17 protein-coding genes and 1 tRNA gene are annotated in these 20,680 nt (G+C 44.9%); 9 read left to right on the top strand and 9 right to left on the bottom strand.

Annotated elements, in window-relative coordinates; genetic code table 11:
* Positions 1–69: 69 nt before the first annotated feature.
* Complete coding sequence (locus R7040_RS10240; protein ID WP_005374150.1) at positions 70–1,083, top strand: GGDEF domain-containing protein; 1,014 nt, start codon at positions 70–72, stop codon at positions 1,081–1,083.
* A gap of 90 nt (positions 1,084–1,173) precedes the next feature.
* Here the strand turns inward: R7040_RS10240 and R7040_RS10235 are convergent, their stop codons facing one another.
* Positions 1,174–1,752, bottom strand: a complete 579-nt coding sequence (locus R7040_RS10235) for a malate synthase (protein ID WP_005374156.1) — start codon at positions 1,750–1,752, stop codon at positions 1,174–1,176.
* Between the two features lie 174 nt (positions 1,753–1,926).
* Here R7040_RS10235 and R7040_RS10230 point away from each other — a divergent pair, with 174 nt between their 5' ends.
* Positions 1,927–3,483, top strand: a complete 1,557-nt coding sequence (locus R7040_RS10230) for a DUF3612 domain-containing protein (RefSeq protein WP_104980353.1) — start codon at positions 1,927–1,929, stop codon at positions 3,481–3,483.
* A gap of 387 nt (positions 3,484–3,870) precedes the next feature.
* On the opposite strand, the gene R7040_RS10225 is transcribed toward R7040_RS10230, so the two are convergent.
* Positions 3,871–5,226, bottom strand: a complete 1,356-nt coding sequence (locus tag R7040_RS10225) for a diguanylate cyclase (RefSeq protein ID WP_213967481.1) — start codon at positions 5,224–5,226, stop codon at positions 3,871–3,873.
* A 132-nt stretch (positions 5,227–5,358) separates the two neighbouring features.
* On the opposite strand from R7040_RS10225, the gene R7040_RS10220 reads away from it, so the two are divergent.
* Both R7040_RS10220 and R7040_RS10215 read left to right on the top strand, forming a co-directional pair.
* A complete protein-coding gene (locus R7040_RS10220) occupies positions 5,359–5,964 on the top strand; it encodes an alpha-ketoglutarate-dependent dioxygenase AlkB family protein (RefSeq protein ID WP_005374161.1) in 606 nt (201 codons plus the stop codon).
* A 69-nt stretch (positions 5,965–6,033) separates the two neighbouring features.
* Complete coding sequence (locus R7040_RS10215; protein ID WP_064354488.1) at positions 6,034–7,122, top strand: DUF3541 domain-containing protein; 1,089 nt, start codon at positions 6,034–6,036, stop codon at positions 7,120–7,122.
* A 54-nt stretch (positions 7,123–7,176) separates the two neighbouring features.
* Here the strand turns inward: R7040_RS10215 and R7040_RS10210 are convergent, their stop codons facing one another.
* Positions 7,177–8,385 carry a NupC/NupG family nucleoside CNT transporter gene (locus R7040_RS10210; protein WP_017635515.1) on the bottom strand — a complete coding sequence of 403 codons (1,209 nt, stop codon included), beginning with the start codon at positions 8,383–8,385 and terminating at the stop codon, positions 7,177–7,179.
* Positions 8,386–8,946: 561 nt separating this feature from the next.
* Here R7040_RS10210 and R7040_RS10205 point away from each other — a divergent pair.
* A tRNA-Leu gene (locus tag R7040_RS10205) sits at positions 8,947–9,030 on the top strand.
* Between the two features lie 32 nt (positions 9,031–9,062).
* Entirely contained in the window at positions 9,063–9,674 is a 612-nt protein-coding gene (locus tag R7040_RS10200) for a DUF2913 family protein (protein WP_005374167.1), read from the top strand.
* 78 nt (positions 9,675–9,752) lie between these two features.
* Here the strand turns inward: R7040_RS10200 and R7040_RS10195 are convergent, their stop codons facing one another.
* Together R7040_RS10195 and R7040_RS10190 are read right to left on the bottom strand one after the other, a co-directional pair.
* Positions 9,753–11,153 (bottom strand): tryptophanase, encoded by a 1,401-nt coding sequence (locus R7040_RS10195; protein WP_054728609.1) that lies wholly within the window; start codon positions 11,151–11,153, stop codon positions 9,753–9,755.
* Positions 11,154–11,451: 298 nt separating this feature from the next.
* Entirely contained in the window at positions 11,452–12,696 is a 1,245-nt protein-coding gene (locus R7040_RS10190) for an NADH:ubiquinone reductase (Na(+)-transporting) subunit B (RefSeq protein ID WP_053304661.1), read from the bottom strand.
* A 159-nt stretch (positions 12,697–12,855) separates the two neighbouring features.
* Here R7040_RS10190 and R7040_RS10185 point away from each other — a divergent pair, with 159 nt between their 5' ends.
* The 3 genes from R7040_RS10185 to R7040_RS10175 all read left to right on the top strand — a co-directional run bounded on the left by R7040_RS10185 (position 12,856) and on the right by R7040_RS10175 (position 15,820).
* Positions 12,856–14,244: a cytochrome ubiquinol oxidase subunit I gene (locus R7040_RS10185; protein ID WP_017635517.1), complete on the top strand. Its 1,389-nt coding sequence runs from the start codon at positions 12,856–12,858 to the stop codon at positions 14,242–14,244.
* A gap of 10 nt (positions 14,245–14,254) precedes the next feature.
* Entirely contained in the window at positions 14,255–15,253 is a 999-nt protein-coding gene (gene cydB / locus R7040_RS10180) for a cytochrome d ubiquinol oxidase subunit II (RefSeq protein WP_064354487.1), read from the top strand.
* Between the two features lie 174 nt (positions 15,254–15,427).
* Positions 15,428–15,820, top strand: coding sequence for a hypothetical protein (locus R7040_RS10175; RefSeq protein ID WP_053307134.1), 393 nt, complete (start codon positions 15,428–15,430; stop codon positions 15,818–15,820).
* A 46-nt stretch (positions 15,821–15,866) separates the two neighbouring features.
* Here the strand turns inward: R7040_RS10175 and R7040_RS10170 are convergent, their stop codons facing one another.
* The 4 genes from R7040_RS10170 to R7040_RS10155 form a co-directional block, all read right to left on the bottom strand.
* Positions 15,867–16,322 (bottom strand): hypothetical protein, encoded by a 456-nt coding sequence (locus R7040_RS10170; protein WP_064354486.1) that lies wholly within the window; start codon positions 16,320–16,322, stop codon positions 15,867–15,869.
* A gap of 16 nt (positions 16,323–16,338) precedes the next feature.
* Entirely contained in the window at positions 16,339–17,034 is a 696-nt protein-coding gene (locus R7040_RS10165; RefSeq protein ID WP_005374179.1) for a glycoside hydrolase family 19 protein, read from the bottom strand.
* 195 nt (positions 17,035–17,229) lie between these two features.
* The gene (gene lhgO / locus R7040_RS10160; protein WP_318081310.1) at positions 17,230–18,462 is read right to left on the bottom strand and encodes an L-2-hydroxyglutarate oxidase; all 1,233 of its coding nucleotides are present in this window, start codon (positions 18,460–18,462) and stop codon (positions 17,230–17,232) included.
* An 8-nt stretch (positions 18,463–18,470) separates the two neighbouring features.
* A complete protein-coding gene (locus R7040_RS10155) occupies positions 18,471–20,594 on the bottom strand; it encodes a TRAP transporter permease (RefSeq protein WP_009705104.1) in 2,124 nt (707 codons plus the stop codon).
* Positions 20,595–20,680 lie beyond the last annotated feature (86 nt).

Raw genomic sequence — 20,680 nt, 5'->3', positions numbered from 1 at the left:
AATTAAAGCGACATTAGTTAATATCCGTTAATCTAAGCCCAATCCCATTTTGCTAGTACCATCGCAGAAATGACCGACGAGTTTAAGAAATCAACCGCTAATTTAAAAAAAGCGGTCCCACTGATGATCAAAAACCATGTTGCTGCCACGCCAGCCAACTACGCGCTTTGGTATACCTACGTTGACAAAACCATTCCAGAACTCAACTTTGAGTTAGACACGGTGTTAGAAAACTACGGTATTTGCCCGCCAGCAACCAATAAACAGCTTTACAACAACTATGTGGCCAGCAAAGCAGAAACCAGCCTTGAAGATCTTAGAACCAATGTAGAAGTTCTGCTACATGAAGTATCCAGTTCAATGAGCGATACAATTTCAGATACTTCCTCCTTTTCTGAGATGGTAGACAAAAGCTTTAATAAACTGGAAAAAGTTGAGGACAATAGCCTAAGCATTGAAGAAGTGATGGTAGTGATTCGTCAACTTGTCGCAGAGTCACACGAAATTCGTCACTCAACAAAGTTTTTGAATAGCCAATTGACTAACGCGAGTGAAGAAATTTCTCGCCTCAAAAACCAACTGGCTGAAGTACAGCAAGATGCGTTGTTCGATGGTTTGTCAAACCTATACAACCGCCGAGCATTTGACAAAGATCTCTCTTCACTTATTGCATCAAATCAGGCAATGACCTTGATCATGCTTGATATCGATCATTTCAAATCATTTAACGACAATTACGGGCACCTTTTTGGCGATACAGTATTAAAAGCCATTGCCCGCCGGCTACAACAAAGTTGTCGAGATGGGATATGTGCGTACCGTTTTGGTGGTGAAGAATTCGCGTTAATTGTACCTAACAAATCTCTGCGAATTGCTCGCCAATATGCAGACACACTACGCCGGATGATAGAAAAACTGCGTATCAGAGATAAGCGCTCAGGCACACAAGTTCACAGCATTACCGCTTCTTTTGGGGTAGCAGAATTTGAGCCGGGTGATACGCCTGAAGCCTTAATCAATAAAGCCGATAAACAGCTTTATGAGGCAAAACAACTCGGTCGTAACCGCGTGATGCCAATTTAAATAAACTGGCTAAGCGAAAACGACTTTTATGATGAAAAAGAAAACCCCGCGCTGTAAAGTGCGGGGTTTTTGTATCCAATCATGAGTATCTTAATCGACGCTGTAACAGTAACTTAGAATGTAGTCGTCACCATTTTTTGCGGTATATTCTTTATCTTCACTGCATGCCATCGGCTTACCTTTTTTGTCGCCTTTGATTAGACTTATCCAATGGCGCATCGCGGTTGGTGCATTGCCAGTTAGTTCAGGATGAAACGTCGTGCGAGTTTCTAATTGAATATCGTCAATGTCCACTAATTCCACGCAACCAGTGCCTTTGTGACAGCCAAACAGCACTTCTACATGATTGCCCGAATCATCTTTAAACAAAATCGACTTTGGATCTTCCTTTTCACCAGTGTACGCCACAAAATGTTTCGGGCTTTTCAGGCCGCTATGCGTACCGTCTTTGAAGTAAGCCAATACATGGCGATAATCAATTACGTAACTTGATACGTCTTGGTGCGACCCGTTCTCCAATGGGAACATGCGGTCAAGCAGTTGCTTCGCTTTTACTTGTTTCTCACTCTGCTGCTCAGCACTTACCGCTTCGACGGCAAATACGGCTTCAGCGATAAATGGGCGTTGTTGTTGTTGCATCTCTTTTTTATCGAAGTTCAGCATATTCATCGTCATATCCTCGCACTTAAAAACTCGTCCTAGAGTAAAAACTTAAATCCTTTATTTAAGTTTCAGGCAATTCTGTGAAGTGGATGGTTAATTTCCTTGCCTGCTCATTATGTAGACTAGCGAAATATTGACTACAATTTCACAACAAAAATTTTACAATGTGAATTTTACAAAATGTCTGTGTCAAAAAGCCTTATTCGTCAGTCTCATTTTCTTGGTACGAAAATTCGTAACCTAAGAAAAAACAACCATTTAACGATGGAAGATTTGTCTGCCCGTTGTGTAAGAATTAATCCAGAGTACGCTCCTTCGGTTTCTTACCTTTCAATGATTGAGCGCGGAAAACGCGTACCGAGTATCGATATGCTCGAAGTGATCGCGGAAGTTTTTCAAAAAGATCCTGCTTGGTTTTTAGATGATGAACCCGAATTAGAAGCCATCACACCCAACAAAGGAAATCGTGGCGGGATTAGTGGCATGGCGTTGGAGCCGAGCTTTCTGTTCTCCAATGATATTCTTCAAATCGCGATACCAGAAATGCTCTCCCAAACAGGTATCACGGGGCGTCAGTTTGCCCACTTACTGATCCGCGCACACCAAGAAAACCATCAAAACCATTTTCCTGATTTAGAGCGCGCCGCCGAAGAGGTCGGCTTGAAGCGGCTGAATCTATCTGTAGAAGATCTCGTAGACATTGCAAAGAGTATGGGATTGGATATCCGCTGGGTAGATCGAGCGCCACAAGATGTGATTGATGAACTGGGCGTCAGCGCCAAACAGTTGATTACGTCTTTCATGGAGCCACCTGGGACTATTTATCTCAATAAACGAGTGCGTGACTATCCAACCCGATTGAAGTATGACTTGGCGGTATATATCGGCCATCGAGTGCTCCATAGCAGCGATGCAATGAATAACGTTTTATCTATCGGGCATCAAAACAATTGGGAGCAAATGGACAGCCCTGTGTCGAACTCTGAACTCAATTCGCAAGATATCCTGCAAGCTTGGCGTGATTTTGAGTCCAGCTTTTTTGCTGGTGCCTTGCTTTGCCCCAAAGTACCATTTCGTCAGTTGCTTGACCGCTCCGGTTACGAAATTGATGTTCACAAAAAGGCCGGCGTTTCTCCTTCCGTTGCAATGCGTCGCATGACGGTGGTCTCGCCTTACCCTCATTGGCACTATTTTGATGCCTATGGCCCCGGCAAGTTAAAAGCAGTGTATCGAGGAAATGGTATTCCATTGCCTTGGGGCAACATGCGCAAAGTAAACGACCCTTGCCAGCACTGGGCGGTATTCCGACGCCTTTCCCAGCCTTTGGATACCAGTTCAGCGCAAATTTCGATTTTAAATGTTGGCGACGAGCCACGTATCTACTGCTGCGAATCGGTCAACGTATTTGACCCTGCGGGAAATAATCGCGTGCTATGTGCCGGTATTGATCTTAACCCTGCTATTTCTGCACAAGGTGGCGATGCCGTTTCCATAGCGGAAGAACTTAAGTCCCTTTGTGTCGCTTCCGGCGGAAGTAGTGTTATTCCTCCCCACATCAAAAAAGACTTAACGACTATCGCTAAGATATTAAACATCAACTGGATAGAGCGCGGGATTCAAACCCAAGCAAGGTTGATCTGCTCCAGAGGGGCGGTTTGTCCAAGACAACCTAGTTGTTACAGCAAGTGCGGAGAAGCTGATGAGACGGGCAGCGACGTGAATATCATCGGGCTTTAGAAAGAAAAAACGCCAATCACAATAAACGTGATTGGCGGTATATACTTGTGAACAATTTGTATTCACTAACAACGTCAGTTGGCTAGGTGACCCTCGGCTTAATAAGGGTCACTCTAAGTAATGCACGATGCGTGCCAACTTTAAAAAAGCCGTTTTTTAGTAGATCCAGACGCATATCGTTGCTTTATTAACCATTAATTTCGCAAACTGCATTTGCAAAATGCAACATTATGCAAATATGCCACTAAATGCACTGCTAATAACGACTCTCTCAGCAAAGTGTCTGTGAACATATGAAGTCACATATTCTTGCACCTCAATGATGATGAGATTTCGGGCTCCCAACTTTACCATTCTTCTAACCCCTTATTGAAACTGGGTTCAGGCTCATCCGCCATGCTTTTGTTGATACATTCTCTCATCGGCTATTTTCATCATTTGCTCAGGAGATGACATTTGCGGGTCAAATATCGCGTACCCAATACTGGCTTTCAAATAGATAAGCGTTTCATCGTAAATGACGGGCGTCGAGCATAGCGCTAATCGAAGTTTTTGTAGAAGGGACTGAACATTTTCTTCCGTTCCAGGGTGATGGACTACAACTAAAAACTCATCACCGCCCATTCTGGCCACGATGTCTGATTTACGCAGAGAGCTTTTTACCCTTTCAGCCGTAGCGATTAAAACTTTGTCACCTGCGTCGTGACCATAGGTGTCGTTAATGTGTTTAAACCTATCTAGGTCAATATTAATTAAGGCGAAGCTATAACGCTTTTTATAACGTTTCGCTATTTCGAACTGCTGCTTGTAAAACTTCATAAAATAGCGACGGTTTGGTAAACGCGTGAGTTCATCGTGTAAAGCTCTGTCATCTGCAATGGTATACAGTCGATAAATGGCGAGCAGCGCGAGGCTAAGTGCGAATATAATGGGATAGCCGATTACTCTAGCTAAATGCAACTGATGCCAAGAGATTTGGCGATCAGCTTTGCCTCCAGAGAAAACCACCATACTCCACCCACCATAAGGAAAATGAACCATCTCTTTTGCATATGCCATGCTATTTACACTTTGCGCGCCAAAGAAAGCATCACCAAATGAGCCACCGCTATCGTAACCACGGATCATTAAAGGGTAACGATACGAGAAATCAATTACGCCGGTTTCTCTCATCAGAGCATCGAAATCAATCACCGCACTGATCACTCCCCAGTAGTCCTGATTCATTGGAGGATCAAGAAAAACAGGCACACGCACGATCAAACCTCGGCCACCTTGGATCAATGTAACGGGCCCTGCGATGAAAATTTCTTGTACATCCTTGGCTTTTTGCACCTGTACCCACTGCTGTGGCACTGCGCGGTAATCAAGGCCGATTAGGCGCTCATTACCTTGGCGTGGAAATACGTGACTAATTACATCATTTTTCGCGATACCGATGATTGTAATATGTTTACTTTTATTTAGGATTCGGTGAGCGGCGATACTCAATTCTTCTTCTTGGTTTTTAGGAAGTAAAGTAATGAGTGTCGCTAAAGTACTGGCTTTGTAGATATCCGCCATAAGTACCGCTTCCAAATTGGAACGGAGAATGGAAAGTTGTTCTTTGGCCTCAACTTGAACTCGCTCTTTGTGAAGCTCTTGCTGGTTTCGATTTAACAGCTCGATAACCCCAATACACAAAGCGAAAAAGGTGAGGAAGAACAATGCAAAATAGCATCGCTTTCTGGGTAAATAACGCATTTTCTCCCCACAACTCGTATACAACTACGAGATTTTTTATTTATTGTTAAAATTCTTATTATCACAAGAATAACCAATCATAATCAGAAAGGTAACAGTGATTGACAACTTTTATGTTTTAGGTGTGAGATGATGCATCAACAAGGCGATTTATTTGGCGGCGATCTATGGCAAGAAGTAGAAAGAGGAAAACTTTATTATGATCCTCATTTTCTTAGCCATCTTGAGGCGGATAATTACTTTGACCAACTTCGAAAAACACTACCATGGCACCAAGAACACATTACTATGTTCGGCAAGTCAGTACTTCAACCTCGCTTACAAGCGTGGCACGGTGATGCAGCATATACTTACTCAGGCTTAACCATGCAGCCTCACCCTTGGACTCCTGAGTTAACTCAGTTGAAAGTGCGTTGTGAATCAGTTGCTGATGTCACTTTTAATTCTGTTCTCGCTAACTTATATCGACACGGCCAAGACTCAATGGGCTGGCACCAAGATAATGAACCAGAGTTAGGTAGAAACCCTGTTATCGCATCTTTGAACTTAGGTGAAACACGTCGATTTTTGCTTAGAAATTTACATTGTAAAACTGAGATTGAATACGAGCTTTCTCACGGCTCCTTACTGATTATGGCTGGCGAGCTCCAGCATCACTGGAAGCACTGCGTACCAAAAACCGCGAAAACCAAAGATGAACGTATCAACCTGACTTTTAGGCAAATTTTTAACTATTGACTCAGCTTTTACATTCTCAATTAATATTGATGGTAGGTTTAGGTTCAGGACTTCATAGGGAATGGATTTATGCGTATTAAACCTCTTAGCTTAGCGGTCTTACTCTCTTGCTCACTTACCTTTGCAGCTCAGGCATCACAGGAAGAGGTACCGCTTCTCGATAATACTCAATCAGCGCAGTTGATTCGTAGTACCTACGAACAGGAACTGTTCACTTTCCCGGCGTTTAAAGAGGGCCATTTTGGCTTACGCATGTACCGCCAAACATTAGATGAGAAATATCACTCTGCCATTTGGACCGACATGGCACAAGTAGCCAGCCGGTTAAACCAATTTGCTAATGAAGTTGTTGAACCAGAAGACATCATTCTCTATTCATCTCAAAGGCTGACCACGTATCAAGAGAAAGAAACCGAACGAGGGCAGCGACGCTATACCGTGACTAAACACCATCCTGAGTACCTTTATCTTGGTGTGGATTTGCTTGGCGCAATGGCAAGAGCAAACGAATATGGCCTACAACATAAACAAGACAAAACGCTGAGAAAAATTATTAGGCGCTACGATTTCTCGCGTTACGTTACGGACAAAGAGATGATAGAGGCATGGGCAGCTCAGCTTGCAAACCAAGTCTACTGGCTTCGTCAGTTAGGAGAGCAAGATGTGGTCGAGGAATTCACTCAAACCTTCCGTGACACCTACCCCGACGATAAAGATAAGATGCTTTCAGCTCAGCAGTATTGGAACAAACTCTATGGTATGACGCACATCATCTTTGCCGATTCACAGTATTATCAGGAGCGAGTAAGCGAGAAGAAACACCAATGGATTTATGATTACTTTCGCAACAATATCGACACTATCCTACTGCGCGCCAAAGAAGACGTGATTGCGGAAGTCGGCATTTCGTTTTTGTTAGCAGGCTTGGACCATGATCCGGTCGTAAAGAAAACCCGCCAAGCCATTCGTCACGCAATCAACGCAGAAAAAGGGATGATTCCGTCGGTCGACGGTAACTTTGATCTCAAGTACGGCGAACACCGTAACGTGCTAGCCATCATGCTGCTCGATTGGAAAGGGGTACATAAAGCGCCAACTTATCAAGAGCACCCAGAGGCTTTTAAATCGATACCTTACGGCTTAATGCCCAAGCCTTAGAAATAACAAAACCCGCCATTTAGGCGGGTTTTTAGTGTGTATCTTCAATCTAAATTAGAGAGAGATAAAAATGCCCGCTAAGCACGCACTCATCAGGTTAGCGAGTGTACCAGCAGCAACCGCTTTTAGGCCTAGACTTGCAACATCTTTGCGGCGCTCAGGTGCCATCACGCCGATAGAACCCAACTGAATCGCAATTGAGCCAATGTTCGCAAAACCACACAACGCAAAAGTGATAATAATTTGAGTATGCTCAGACAGTGTCGCTTTGTGCTGCACAAAATCGATAAACGCAACAAACTCATTCATCACCACTTTCTGACCAATGTATGAACCCGCAGCTAGGATTTCGTGGCTTGGCACACCAATCAACCATGCGAGAGGTGCAAACAAATAACCAAAAATCGCTTGTAGCGTTACGCCAGAGAAACCAAGTATCTCACCCAAGTTTTCTAGCCCCGTGTTCACCATCGCGATAACACTCACGAAAGCGATAAGCATGGTACCAACAGCAACAGCAACTTTCATACCGCCCATAGCACCGCTTGCTAGCGCATCAATTACGTTGCTTTCTTCTGATTTATCTAGCTCAATATTGTTGTAATCGCTTGGCGTTTGACGCTCAGGAACGATAATTTTTGCCATCATCAAACTACCTGGCGCTGCCATAAAGCTTGCCGCGATCAAGTATTTGAGGTCGACACCCAAACCAGCATAACCACCAAGCACACTGCCCGCCACTGAAGCCATACCACCAGCCATCACGGCAAACAGTTCAGAGCGAGTCATGTTAGAAAGAAATGGACGAATAAGAAGTGGTGACTCGCCTTGAGATAAGAAGATGTTCCCTGTTGCAACCAAAGACTCTGCTTTACTCGTACCCAAGAACTTCTGGATAGCGCCGCCAATAAATTGAATCACTTTTTGCATAATGCCCAAATAGTAAAGGGCGGAGATAAGAGCACTGAAGAAGATGATGATAGGAAGGACACGAATAGCGAAGATAAAGCCAGAAGAAGCGAGGTCACCAAAGAGGAATTTAATCCCTTCATCAGCAAAGCTGAGTAGCCCCGCGACCCCATTACTTAAACTCGCCAGCGCCGCTTGACCCAACGGGAAATAGAGCACCAAAGCAGCAAACCCCATTTGTAGCATCAAGGCGCGAGATACAGTTTTCCAATTAATGGAAGAACGACCCTCAGAAAGTAGGAAAGCACAACCTAGCAGTGCAACAATACCAAATAGACTAAATAGAACACTCATGAGCTGGACCTACTAAACGTTGAAAAAGAAAAAAGAGCCAAAGGAATTGGCAGAAGAAAGGGACAACGCAGCGAGTGATAACTCACTTTTAGATCCAGAATGTAGACAGAACGAATAGTTCGACATCTTATTTTTACCTTATACAAGCAATTGAACGTAGCTGGTCCGGTCCGTGGGGTCATTCACTGCTGGCGAGCATGTTGCTTGGCCTGCTCCATGTGACGGCTTGTATGGGTAAGGGTCCTGAACAACTAAACCCTAATTCCCGCTTAAACGGGACGCAAGTATAGCCAACAAAAAGAGATATTCATCACATTTATTTACGCAAACGTTCAAGCGTTCAAAATTTAGGCAAAAGTACTCTTTTGTCGTCATACTATTAATAAAAGTAAGGGCATAAGGATAGGCGTTGATGGTAAAAAACATAAAAGTGACCAATAAATATGCAATCAAACTCGAAAGAGCCAAAATTCGTCATTTTGCTCTCGCCAACAGGTGGATTTTGGTTATACAATTCGCGTTGCTTCTTTCGAGGCCTCTGAGTATTCAGAGCATCATGATGCCGAGATGGTGAAATTGGTAGACACGCTAGCATGAGGTGCTAGTGCCTTTGGTGTGAGGGTTCGAGTCCCTCTCTCGGCACCATTATCCTTCTTCCCTAATTTTGTTCGAGTGTAATGCAAAGTTCTAAGCAGGCAAGACAGTCTACAGATGCTAATCAACTTCTGAGTGAGCTTGCGGTTCACGCTTTATTACACCTGCACTTTAAAATTCACGCGTCCTCGCATGGCCTCTCCCTTAAAGAACGTAATGACTTACTTCAGAAATGGCTGAAACCAAAACTGAAGAGTAATCGCTATAAGCTGATTAAAAAGCCGTTAAAATCTTTGACTCAGCAGGCAAAAGGTGAGAACGGAAATCTGGAAGCATTACTCGAGCGCTGCGTCGGTGCAGACAAACCCAGCAACCCTCAACCCGATCTAGATAGCTACTTGCTGCTGATCAACGAGATTGAGAAGAAACTGGGGACTACCGTGTTATTATCTCGACCGGAAGACGTCGACTTATCTCACGACCAACACGGCTGTTTGCTGTGTGTGCTTTCTGAGAACTTAAATCAGCACTTCGATGATAATAACGCCCTAATCGCTCCTATTTCGATGCTGTTCCGCGGACCAATGAGTCAACGTTCACTTTTTCTTGGCAGCATTTACGCCAGTGGTACCTTCAATTATGAAGTGCAGTATCAAGACGACCAGTTCGTTCGCATCACATTAGAGTTGGCGTAAGTGTAACGCTAAGAAATAAACGAATCGAAAAAGGCCGCGAAACTCGCGGCCTTTTGCTTATCTAGATTTAAACTTGAGTTAATCGATCTCTTTAAATCGAGCAGTAAAGTGGCGCAGCACTGGTGGCTCGTACTCGAAAGTGAGCCCTTTTAACTCATGTGCACGATTTTTCAGTTCGATAATCGCATCCGCAATGTAATCCATATGATCGTTTGTGTAGACACGACGTGGAATGGTCAAACGCATCAACTCAAGCTCTGACACTTTTTGTTTACCCGTTTCCGGATCTCGACCAAGCAGCAACGATCCTATCTCTACTGCTCGAATACCCGCTTCCAAGTACAAAGCATTACACAATACCTGCGCAGGAAACTGATCCTCTGGAATATGTGGCAAAATCTTAGCGGCATCCACAAACACAGCATGACCACCCGTTGGGTATTGAATCGGAATACCGCCTTCACGTAAGCGCTCACCTAAGTATTGAACTTGGCTAATTCTATAGTGAAGAAAATCCTCATCCGCGGCTTCATACAAACCGCGAGCGAGCGCTTCCATATCACGCCCAGCCATGCCGCCGTATGTTACAAATCCTTCCATGGGTACGCAGCGCGTCTGCACCGCCTGGAACAACTCCTTATGATCACGAATACAACACATGCCACCAATGTTTACCATCGGGTCTTTCTTAGCTGACATGGTGAGCATATCACCGTACTGGTACATCTCACGGATGATTTCCAGAATCGATTTATTCTCGTAACCCGCTTCACGCTGCTTGATAAAGTAGGCGTTCTCACAGTAACGAGCCGAGTCAATCACCACTGGAATATCGTACTTGGTTGCAATCTCGTACACACTGCGCATGTTTTCCATCGACACAGGCTGACCACCGGAGCTATTACAAGTAATCGTGGTGATAATTGCACAAATGTTATGCGAACCGTGCGCTTCAATTGTTGCCACCAGCTTATCGATATCAAAATTGCCCTTCCAATCATAAGGCGTAGTGGTGTCGAATGCTTCTTCCGTTACCACGTTAATCGCTTTACCGCCATTGAGTTCAATGTGACCCGCTGTGGTATCAAAATGGTAGTTCGAGATAAATACTGGCGTTTCGCCACCACGCACCTGACGCATACGCTCAATCAAAGCTGGGAACAAAATTTGCTCGGCACCACGCCCTTGGTGTGCAGGCACGGTGAGCTTATAACCGAAGAAGTGCTCCACTGCATCACACAGGTTGTAGTAATTTCGACTCCCCGCATAGGATTCATCCCCCATCATGATACCAGCCCACTGATTATCACTCATGGCACCAGTGCCTGAGTCAGTCAGCAAATCGATATAAACATCATCACTACGAAGAAGAAATGGATTATAGCCCGCTTCTTTTAACGCGACTTCACGGTCTGCCAAAGTCGTCATTTTGATTGGCTCAACCATTTTGATACGGAAAGGTTCTGGAATACGTTTCATTGTTAATTTCCTTATACGCATTGCCCTACGCAGTTTCACGTAAGACTAAAAAACAAATAGATAGAATGCTTTTCAATGCGATTGCATTGAGGAAATCAACGAGAAGAGATTTTACTAAGAAGAGACAAGCAGTAGTCTAGGTTATACCAGAACGACAGCACCAAACGGCTATCGAGAATATCCTTTATTCTCATCGTCTTCGTCCTCCTGATAAAAATAAAAAGTCAGAAACCCCATGTCTCTGACCTTTTCAATATAGTGCAGTTTTCAATCAATTTTCAGTGAGGTCACCCTCATTTTAAGAAGGTCTCGCCCTTTTCATTCTGCGTTTGATATTACTTTCTTTGACTAGGTAATCGAAAAGTGGCGCGAATAAGTTAGCAAATAGAATCGCTAACATGATGCCTTCTGGATAAGCCGGGTTCAGCACTCGGATAAAAATCGTCATCACGCCGATTAATAGTCCGTATGCCCATTTCCCGTTATTGGTAAAAGCTGCCGAGACAGGGTCTGTCGCCATAAAGAAGGTACCAAACGCAACCCCACCAATCACGAAGTGCCAGTAGAACGGCATGGAGAACATGGGGTTAGAGTCTGAACCGATCGCATTCAATAGTAATGAAGCTCCGATTAAACCGACCAACACGCCCGCAACAATTCTCCACGATGCAATCTTCATAAAGATGAGAACCAAGCCTGTTAGTGCGATCAACAACGTGGAGACTTCACCCATCGAGCCTGGTAAATTACCAACAAAAGCATCTCCCCATGAAATTGTTTGTCCTGTCATATTATTTATCAAAGCACTTTGCCCGCCTTCATACCATTGACTAAGTGGAGTAGCGCCAGAGTAACCATCAGCCGCGACCCACACAGCACCACCGGACATGTTGGCAGGATAGGCAAAGTATAAGAACGCTCGCCCTGCTAAAGCTGGATTTAGGAAGTTTCGTCCAGTACCACCGAAAATCTCCTTCGCCACAACAATACCGAAAGTGATACCTAAAGCCGCTTGCCATAGTGGAATTGTCGGAGGAAGAATCAGCGCAAAGAGTATAGAGCTGACAAAAAAACCTTCATTTACCTCATGCTTTCGCACAATAGCAAACAGAACTTCCCAGAAACCACCAACGATAAACACCGTCGCATAAACCGGGAGAAAGTAAGTAGCACCAAGCCACATTTTACTTCCCCACCCCGCTTGTGAAACCGCATCTAACGAGCCCCATACCCAACTCAGTTGCCATGAAGAAACAAGCGCTTGCTGAGCTGAGGCTTGATCCATTCCATACAACAAGGCATCACTCGCTTGCTGGCCTACGTTGTACATACCCCAGAACATGGCAGGGAAGACCGCCAACCACACCATGATCATAATACGTTTTAAATCGATGCTATCTCGAACGTGAGTCATGCCCTGGTTTACCTTACCAGGCGTGTAAAAAATGGTTTCGACAGCTTCGAAAAGTGGGTAGAACTTGTGATACTTCCCACCTGGACCAAACTTAGGTGTCGCTTTCTCAAAGTAATGTTTAAGGCTCATAACGCTCCTCCTTTATCTAAAAGATGGTACGCACATGTGTAAAAAGCGATCGTTTTTTAATCTCTTCGTCTTCCTTCTTCGTACTTCACCTTGTTCGCCACTCTTCTGTCTCCTCTTTAAATCCGGCGAACAGTTTATCCAACGAAAAAGGGACCGCTCATGGACACACTCGCCATTGACCTAGCTAGATTCCAATTTGCCTTTACTGTCTCTTTCCACATTATTTTTCCAGCTTTTACGATTGGTTTGGCAAGTTATCTCGCTGTATTAGAGGGCTTGTACCTAAAAACGGGCAACAAACAGTACATGCAAATCTATAAGTACTGGCTCAAAATCTTTGCCATCAGTTTTGGTATGGGTGTGGTGAGTGGCATCGTGTTGAGCTATCAATTCGGTACTAACTGGAGCGTGTTTGCCGACAAAACAGGCCCAATCCTAGGCCCGCTGATGGGTTATGAAGTTTTTACTGCGTTTTTCCTCGAAGCGGGGTTTTTAGGCGTGATGCTTTTCGGTATGGATAAGGTGGGTAAGAAGCTTCACTTCGCCGCGACTTGCATTGTTGCATTCGGGACGTTTTTGTCTGCGTTTTGGATACTTTCGGTTAATAGTTGGATGCAAACACCAGCGGGCTATAGTATCAACGAAGCCGGACAGTTTATCCCAGAAGACTGGTGGGCGATTGTCTTCAACCCTTCTTTTCCTTACCGGCTCGTTCATATGTTGCTCGCCGCTTACCTTACTACTGCCTTTGTTGTAGCTGGCGTTGCCGCTTACCACTTACTAAAAGCAAACCATAACCCTCTAGCCAGAATTATGTTCTCGATGGCAATGTGGATGGCTGCCATCGTGACACCAATTCAAATCGTTGCTGGAGACATGCATGGATTAAACACCCTTGAACATCAACCCGCCAAAGTCGCCGCGATGGAAGGGCACTATGAGTCTCACCAAGGCGCGCCATTGATCCTCTTCGGTATCCCTAACGATGAAGAAAAACGTATGGAATACGCACTGGAAATCCCCAAACTCGGTAGTTTGATTTTAACTCATGACCTCAACGGTGAAGTGAAGGGGTTAGATGCTTTTCCAGAGGAGGAACACCCTCCTGTATCTATCGTTTTCTGGTCTTTCCGAGTAATGGTCGCGCTTGGTTTTGGCATGCTTGTTATTGGTTTGTGGAGCCTTTGGCTAAGAAAACGTCGCAAACTTTTTGATTCAAGGGCACTTCAACGTATTTGTGTCCTGTTTGCCCCAGCGGGGTTTATTGCAGTTTTAGCAGGCTGGATAACTACCGAAGTCGGTCGACAGCCTTACACCGTATACGGTCTTTTAACCACAGCCAATTCGGCATCGCCTATTGATGCCGCCGCGGTGAGCGTCTCCCTGACGGCGTTCATCGTGGTTTACTTTGTGGTTTTTGGAGCTGGCTTCTTCTATCTCCTACGTTTGATGCGCAAGTCTCCAACTCGATATGAAGAAGGTCTAGATAGCCGACTTCCTGATGGCACGAAAACTGATGCCATCACACATTCTAACCATCTAACCTAGGAGCTAACTCATGGATTACGCATTAATTTGGTACGCTTTGATTGGGCTCGCCGTTCTGATTTATGTCGTGTTAGATGGCTTTGATCTCGGTATTGGTATCCTATTCCTCAGCGCTAATGACGATGAAGAGCGCGACATGATGATGAATAGCATCGCTCCTGTTTGGGATGGGAATGAAACTTGGCTAGTTCTTGGCGGTGGTGGGCTTTTTGCCGTGTTCCCCCTCGCCTACGCGGTCATTATGCCAGCACTCTATGCTCCTCTGATTTTAATGCTGCTCGGGTTAATTCTGCGCGGGGTTTCTTTTGAGTATCGCTTCCGAACACAACGCGGAAAGTTTTTATGGGATAGCGCTTTTTTCATTGGTTCACTCACCGCGGCATTGATGCAAGGCATTATGCTCGGAACCCTGCTCCAAGGTATAGAGGTTAGTGAACGAGCATACGCAGGTGGATGGTTTGATTGGCTTTCGCCATTTAGCGTATTTTGTGGCCTGGCGCTTGTTTGTGCTTATATTCTGCTCGGTTCATGCTGGTTATTAATCAAGCTTCCAGAAGAGCTGATGGGGCGCTATTACGTGGTCGCGCGACGATGGGGACTAGCGATGGTAGCCTGTATATTCATCGCCAGTTTGTGGCTGCCATTGAGCCAAAATATCGTATTTGAACGTTGGTTCTCATTACCAAACTCGCTACTGTTTTTCATTTTACCAATTATTGCAGCGGCACTTATTTGGCAGCTATTCAAAGCATTGCTCGACCACAAAGCCGTCCGAGCCTACGTTCTTGCGATCGGCCTGTTTCTTGTGTCCGCGATGGGTTTCGGTGTCAGTACATTCCCTTACTTGGTCCCATTCGCACTCACTTATCAAGACGTCGCCGCGCCAGATAAGAGTTTGGCATTTTTACTTGCCGGTGCGGTGGTATTACTTCCTCTGATCGTAGCCTACACGGCTTATTCGTACTGGGTTTTCCGCGGCAAGATGAAACGTGGAGAAGGATATCACTGATGAAACTAAAACCCATTTTGTGGTTCATTGGCATTTGGCTGGCAAGCGTGGTCGCCTTGTTTATCATCAGTTCGTTGATACGAACTGCGATATTGTAGGCCCAGAGTCTACTGCACCACATCTGAAGCCATTGAGGTCTATACTCAAGCAAGAGTAAAACAACGGAGTGTTTTTATGACCTTAAAGCGGTTTCTGGTAACTTTGATTCTTTTGACGGTTCCACTGTTTTCACCAAATGCATTGGCCGTAGACAAGCAGATGTCATCCGCCATGAAAAGTAAAATGCGGTCTATTTGCTCCGCAACAGACGAGCAGGGCCATTGGCAACTTGCTGAAGCAACTCCTGACGCCAGACGCTCACTCAACATGGTGCTTTATCAAATGAATGCCGATGATAAATTGAAAGCAATTCATGAGGTGAGAACGAAAATGGTCGGCGGCACCCATTATGCGTTTGAGTTCGAGTTGCAAGATGGTCAAGTCTGGAATGCAATTGTATTGCACAGTGCCCGAGGCGATTACATGATAGAAAGACACGCAAAGAAAGGGGAACTCTGCCCTAAATAGCAATAGACACTACAACTTTACAGCCGACACAATAAAGTCGACTGATTCAGTCGCCTTTATTGTTGGTATGTTTAGGTATCGCTTCAAAAGCTTGGGAAAAGTAATAGCTTTCAACCTGAGGCCTAACTAAATCACAAGCTAACCCAAGGTCATCATTTTTTGTGAAAGGTAAATGTTCTGACACTAATTCCTGGGAATCTTTGTCCACGGTCTGGAAAGATTCAACAATTCTAAGTGGCCAGTAAGCTTTATTCTCAGTAACAAGAAAAAAGTAATATTGGAGCTGCTCTCCATGAGTCACGGCATTGTTAATTTCACTTCTAATTTTAACCACTTCGATTTTGCTACCAACACAAGTGAAGTCATATGCATCAGTAATTTCCGCTTCCTTCGCGCCCGGAGTATATACCATATAATCCGATTCAAACTTATTATCAGTCAGAAAATAACCATCGTCGACACTAGTTAACTGAAAGGAAAATGCAGGGTAATGTACTATCAAACAAGCTCCAAAAGCCCTACTTAAAAATTTCTTTGAAAATACCTTTTTTATACAGTTCGGTAAATATCTCATGTCGTTGTCCATATGAATCTGTATTTTTATTAATAACCCTAGTAATACTATCAGTAACCGTTCTAGATGCTCCCTTATCGGCTTTTAAATATAGTTTATTCTTCAGCCAAAAAATCATAGCAGTCCTGATGGCATATTTAGGTTGAGCAACTAACTGGGGCGAAGAAGAGAAACTCGTATTTTCGTTCCAAATATTTGCGTGTATGCTTTCTGTCGCTAAATAGTTTCCTTTCCCTGTTAACTGTATCATTCCTCTACCGCGATATTTCCATCCATCTCCGGTACTTGCATCACCATTGCCTATTTTCATGGCATAGGCATTATTTGCTATCGCTTCTTGGTTTGCTTTTTGATTGATGGCATTTTTTCTCCCGTGCTTTTCAGCTAACGCCGGCCTATTCCGATAGACTCTGAAAGTGCTTTTCAATCCTTGAACTGAATAATTCAGGTTTTCCTCCATTCTCATTCCAGGACCAACCTCTTTTGCTAATTGAGCGACAAAGTGTGACAGTCTCAGTTCACTATCTAACTTACATTCAGAGATCTTCATAGAAAGTTCTTTGCTTATAATCACTAAATAGTCTTCTGAAACTTTAGTTTCATTCTTCCATACTTTTCTAAGGTGCTGTTTTGTAATCATAGTCCCTCCATCTGATGAAGATTAAAACTGAAAGAACAAAAAATCACCTATAAAATTTGAAGTTGACATTGTATTACGACACTTTAAAACCATTTCTTACATACTAATTACATTATTGTGCGGCAAATAACATACCAGTCAATATTCTAGAAAAGCATTCTTTTCGCTCATATATTTTAACATGGCTTTTTACTGTTAAACCGTCTCGGTTTTCGCCTCTATCTTCTCATTCACTTTATCGCAAATGTACTCTCCAATAGGCATTGCAGATGTCGCTGCTGGAGAGGGGGCGTTGCAAACGTGCAGGCTTCTGGCGCTTTCGGCAAACAAGAAGTCATGAACCAAGGTTCCGTCGGATAACACCGCTTGCGCACGAATACCCGCAGGATATGGTTTGAGATCGTCTACCTTGATGCTTGGGCAGTATTTATTGACCAGCTTGAGATAGCCCGGCTTCCACCACGAGTTCTTAAACTCATCCAATCCGGTTTTTAGATGCTTTTGTGTCACCTTCCAGAAACCGGAGAAGCTCAGCATTTGCATGGTATCTTGCAAGCTGAAGTTAACCTTGTCGTACCCTTCTCGCTTCCAGCCTTGCACCGCATTTGGACCTACGGTCACACTGCCATCAATCATGCGAGTCAGGTGGACGCCCAAGAATGGCAAATCAGGGTCGGGAATTGGATAAATAAGATGATTCACCACTTGGTCGTGTTTGCTATCTAAGCGGTAGTATTCACCACGATAAGGGATGATTTGGAAATCGGTCGGAATAGACATCATCTCCGTCATGCGATCCGCCATCAAGCCGCTGCAAGTAACCAAGAACTTAGCATTGAGCTGCATGGTTTGACCGTCTGAAATACAGGTCAGTTGAACTTCTTCGTCCTTCTCTTCGGCAGCCACCACTTTGGTTCTCAAGCTGATTTGACCGCCGAGCTTTTTGAACTCTTCCGCCATCTGCTCAGTGACCAAACGATAGTCCACAATACTGGTGGTTTTGACATAAATCGCGCCCAATCCCGTGATGTTTGGTTCAGCCAGTTTAAGTTGAACTTCATCGAGTAGCTTTACGTCGATGCCGTTGACATGGCAGCGCTCATAGAGGGCATTCATGCGTTCGACTTCTTGCTCATTGGTCGCAACCAGTAACTTGCCACAGTTCTCCACCGGAATATCGTGCTCAACGCAGAACGAAATGGTTCGCTCTACCCCACGCTTACAAAAATCCGCTTTTAAGCTGCCCGGTGCGTAGTACACCCCGGCATGAATCACGCCGCTATTGTGTCCGGTTTGGTGCTGGGCAAAACCGGACTCTTTCTCAACCAATAAAATGGATTTGTCTGGATGACGTTGCTGTAGTTGCCATGCTGTCGACACACCAACGATACCGCCACCAACAATGATGTAGTCATAGACTGATTTCATACGACCTCTTATAAAACCGATAGTTGAGATTGTTGCAATTTGAACTTGCGACCACTGTAAATGAACACCGCGACAAATACCGCGCAGCTTGCCACACGAACCAACATTGGGATATCGTGCCAAACTAGCAATGTACCCACCACTACCAACAAGAGACGCGTCAGAATGTTTAGAGGACCTTCCAAGTAGCCTTCAATCGCACCAATCAATGCATAGGTACCGATGATGGCAAAGAAGCCTACGGTAATTACCGACGTCACATCCCAACTGACCAAGCCTGTATAGGCAATAAGTAGCGGTACAAGATACAAACCTTTAGCGATTTTCCACGCCATCAGGCCGGTACGCATTGGAGGTGTTTTCGCGATGGTTGCCGCTGCAAATGCGGTCAAACACACTGGAGGCGTTACGTTACTGTCTTGCGATAACCAGAAGATGATGAGGTGAGCAGCCAGCAATGCCAAGCCTACCGCTTCCATACCCAAACTTTGCTCTAGTAGGGTTTCCATAAAGTCCGCAGGTACTAGCGCCACCATTTCTTTCGCGGTTTCCAACGCCATTGGTGCATTAAGCAGTTCCAACTTTTCTGGCGCCGCCAACATGAAGATAGCTTTTGCTTGTTCAGGCAATTGACCCGACACCATCAATTCAAGCAATTGGTTTTCGGCAATTAACTTGTAAAGCGCAGGGGCAGACAGAGTACCCAATACAATATACGCCGCTGTCACAGGTAAACCCATACCTAAAACAAGAGAAGCGAGCGCAATCAGAACGATCATGATGAACAAGTCGCCATTCGCCCAACCGTCGATCATCAGTGAGAAGGTGTTGCCGATGCCAGTTGTACTGATCACGTTGATCACCAAACCGATACCCACCAGCAATACGGCGGTTGTCGCCATGTTCTTTGCACCTTGCGATAGCGCTTCGATGATCGCTTTTGGTCCCATCTTATGATCTTTCGAGAACCAAGAAGCCACCACCACAGAAATGATTGACAAACCTGCAGCGTAAGTCGGTGTAAAACCTTGAACCAACAAAGTGACCAATACCGCCAGTGGGATAAGGTTGTGCCAACCGCTGATCAGCACTTTTAATAGAGATTCATCACTTGTCGTGATTTTTTGAACGCCGCTGCGTTTGGCTTCAATACGCACAAAGAACGCCACGGACAAGAAATAGATAAGAGCAGGAATGAAAGAAACCGCGATGATATCGACATAAGGAATTTGCGTGTAAGACGCCATGATGAAAGCGCCCGCGCCCATCACTGGTGGCATCAGCTGACCACCTGTCGACGCCGCAGCTTCAACGCCCGCCGCGAAGCGCGAAGGGAAACCTGCTTTTTGCATTAAAGGAATACTGATAACACCAGTTGAAACCGTATTTGCCACACTAGATCCAGATACTGAGCCCATCAATCCCGAGCCAATCACTGCGATAAAACCGGGACCACCAATGATTTTGCCAGCCGCAGCACGTGCCACATTGATGATGTAATCACCGACACCAGAGCGAACAAGAAACGCACCGAACAGAATGAACATGAATACGAAAGTCCAACTGATGCGTGAGATAGAGCCAAACATGCCCTCAGAAGAATAGAAGCTGCGGTAGAGCAAGGTTTCCATGCTCAAACCCGGGAAGTGGAAAATACCTGTCGCCCACTTACCCCAAAGCACAACGTAGCTTAAACACACCACAATCAACACTGGAATAAACCAGCCCATGGTGCGTCGAATCAGTTCGATAACAATCAAAATTGCCATGATGGCGAAGACCCAATCGCTGGTCACGAACTTCACACCGCGTTCATATAGCGCATCTTCGGCATAGGGAATGTAGAGCAAACACGCGACCGCGCCCATGGCAATCAACACATCGATGCCGAGTGCAATCTTACTCTGCTTGAGAGAGATATGAGCCGGATACCAAAGCGCACAAATCACCGCAAAGCCAGCAAAGTGGGTCGCGGAAATCCATAACTCTGGTAACGTCGATAAGGTATTAAACCAAATGTGCAAAGCAGACAACACCACGCCAAACACTGTGATTGTGGTGGTTACCCACGGAAAATCAGTGCGCGTGGGCAGCTCAAACTTCTGCAATTCCTTTTCTATTGAGTCGCTCATCTCATACTCCAAGCTCTGGCGGCTTTTTCCATCTTAGAAATCGGTAGGGATAAAATGCCCCGAGCCGAAACTCGGGGCGAAGTTGG

Source organism: Vibrio sp. 1069, assembly GCF_033340555.1.
This window is presented reverse-complemented; position numbering and strand designations above follow the sequence as displayed.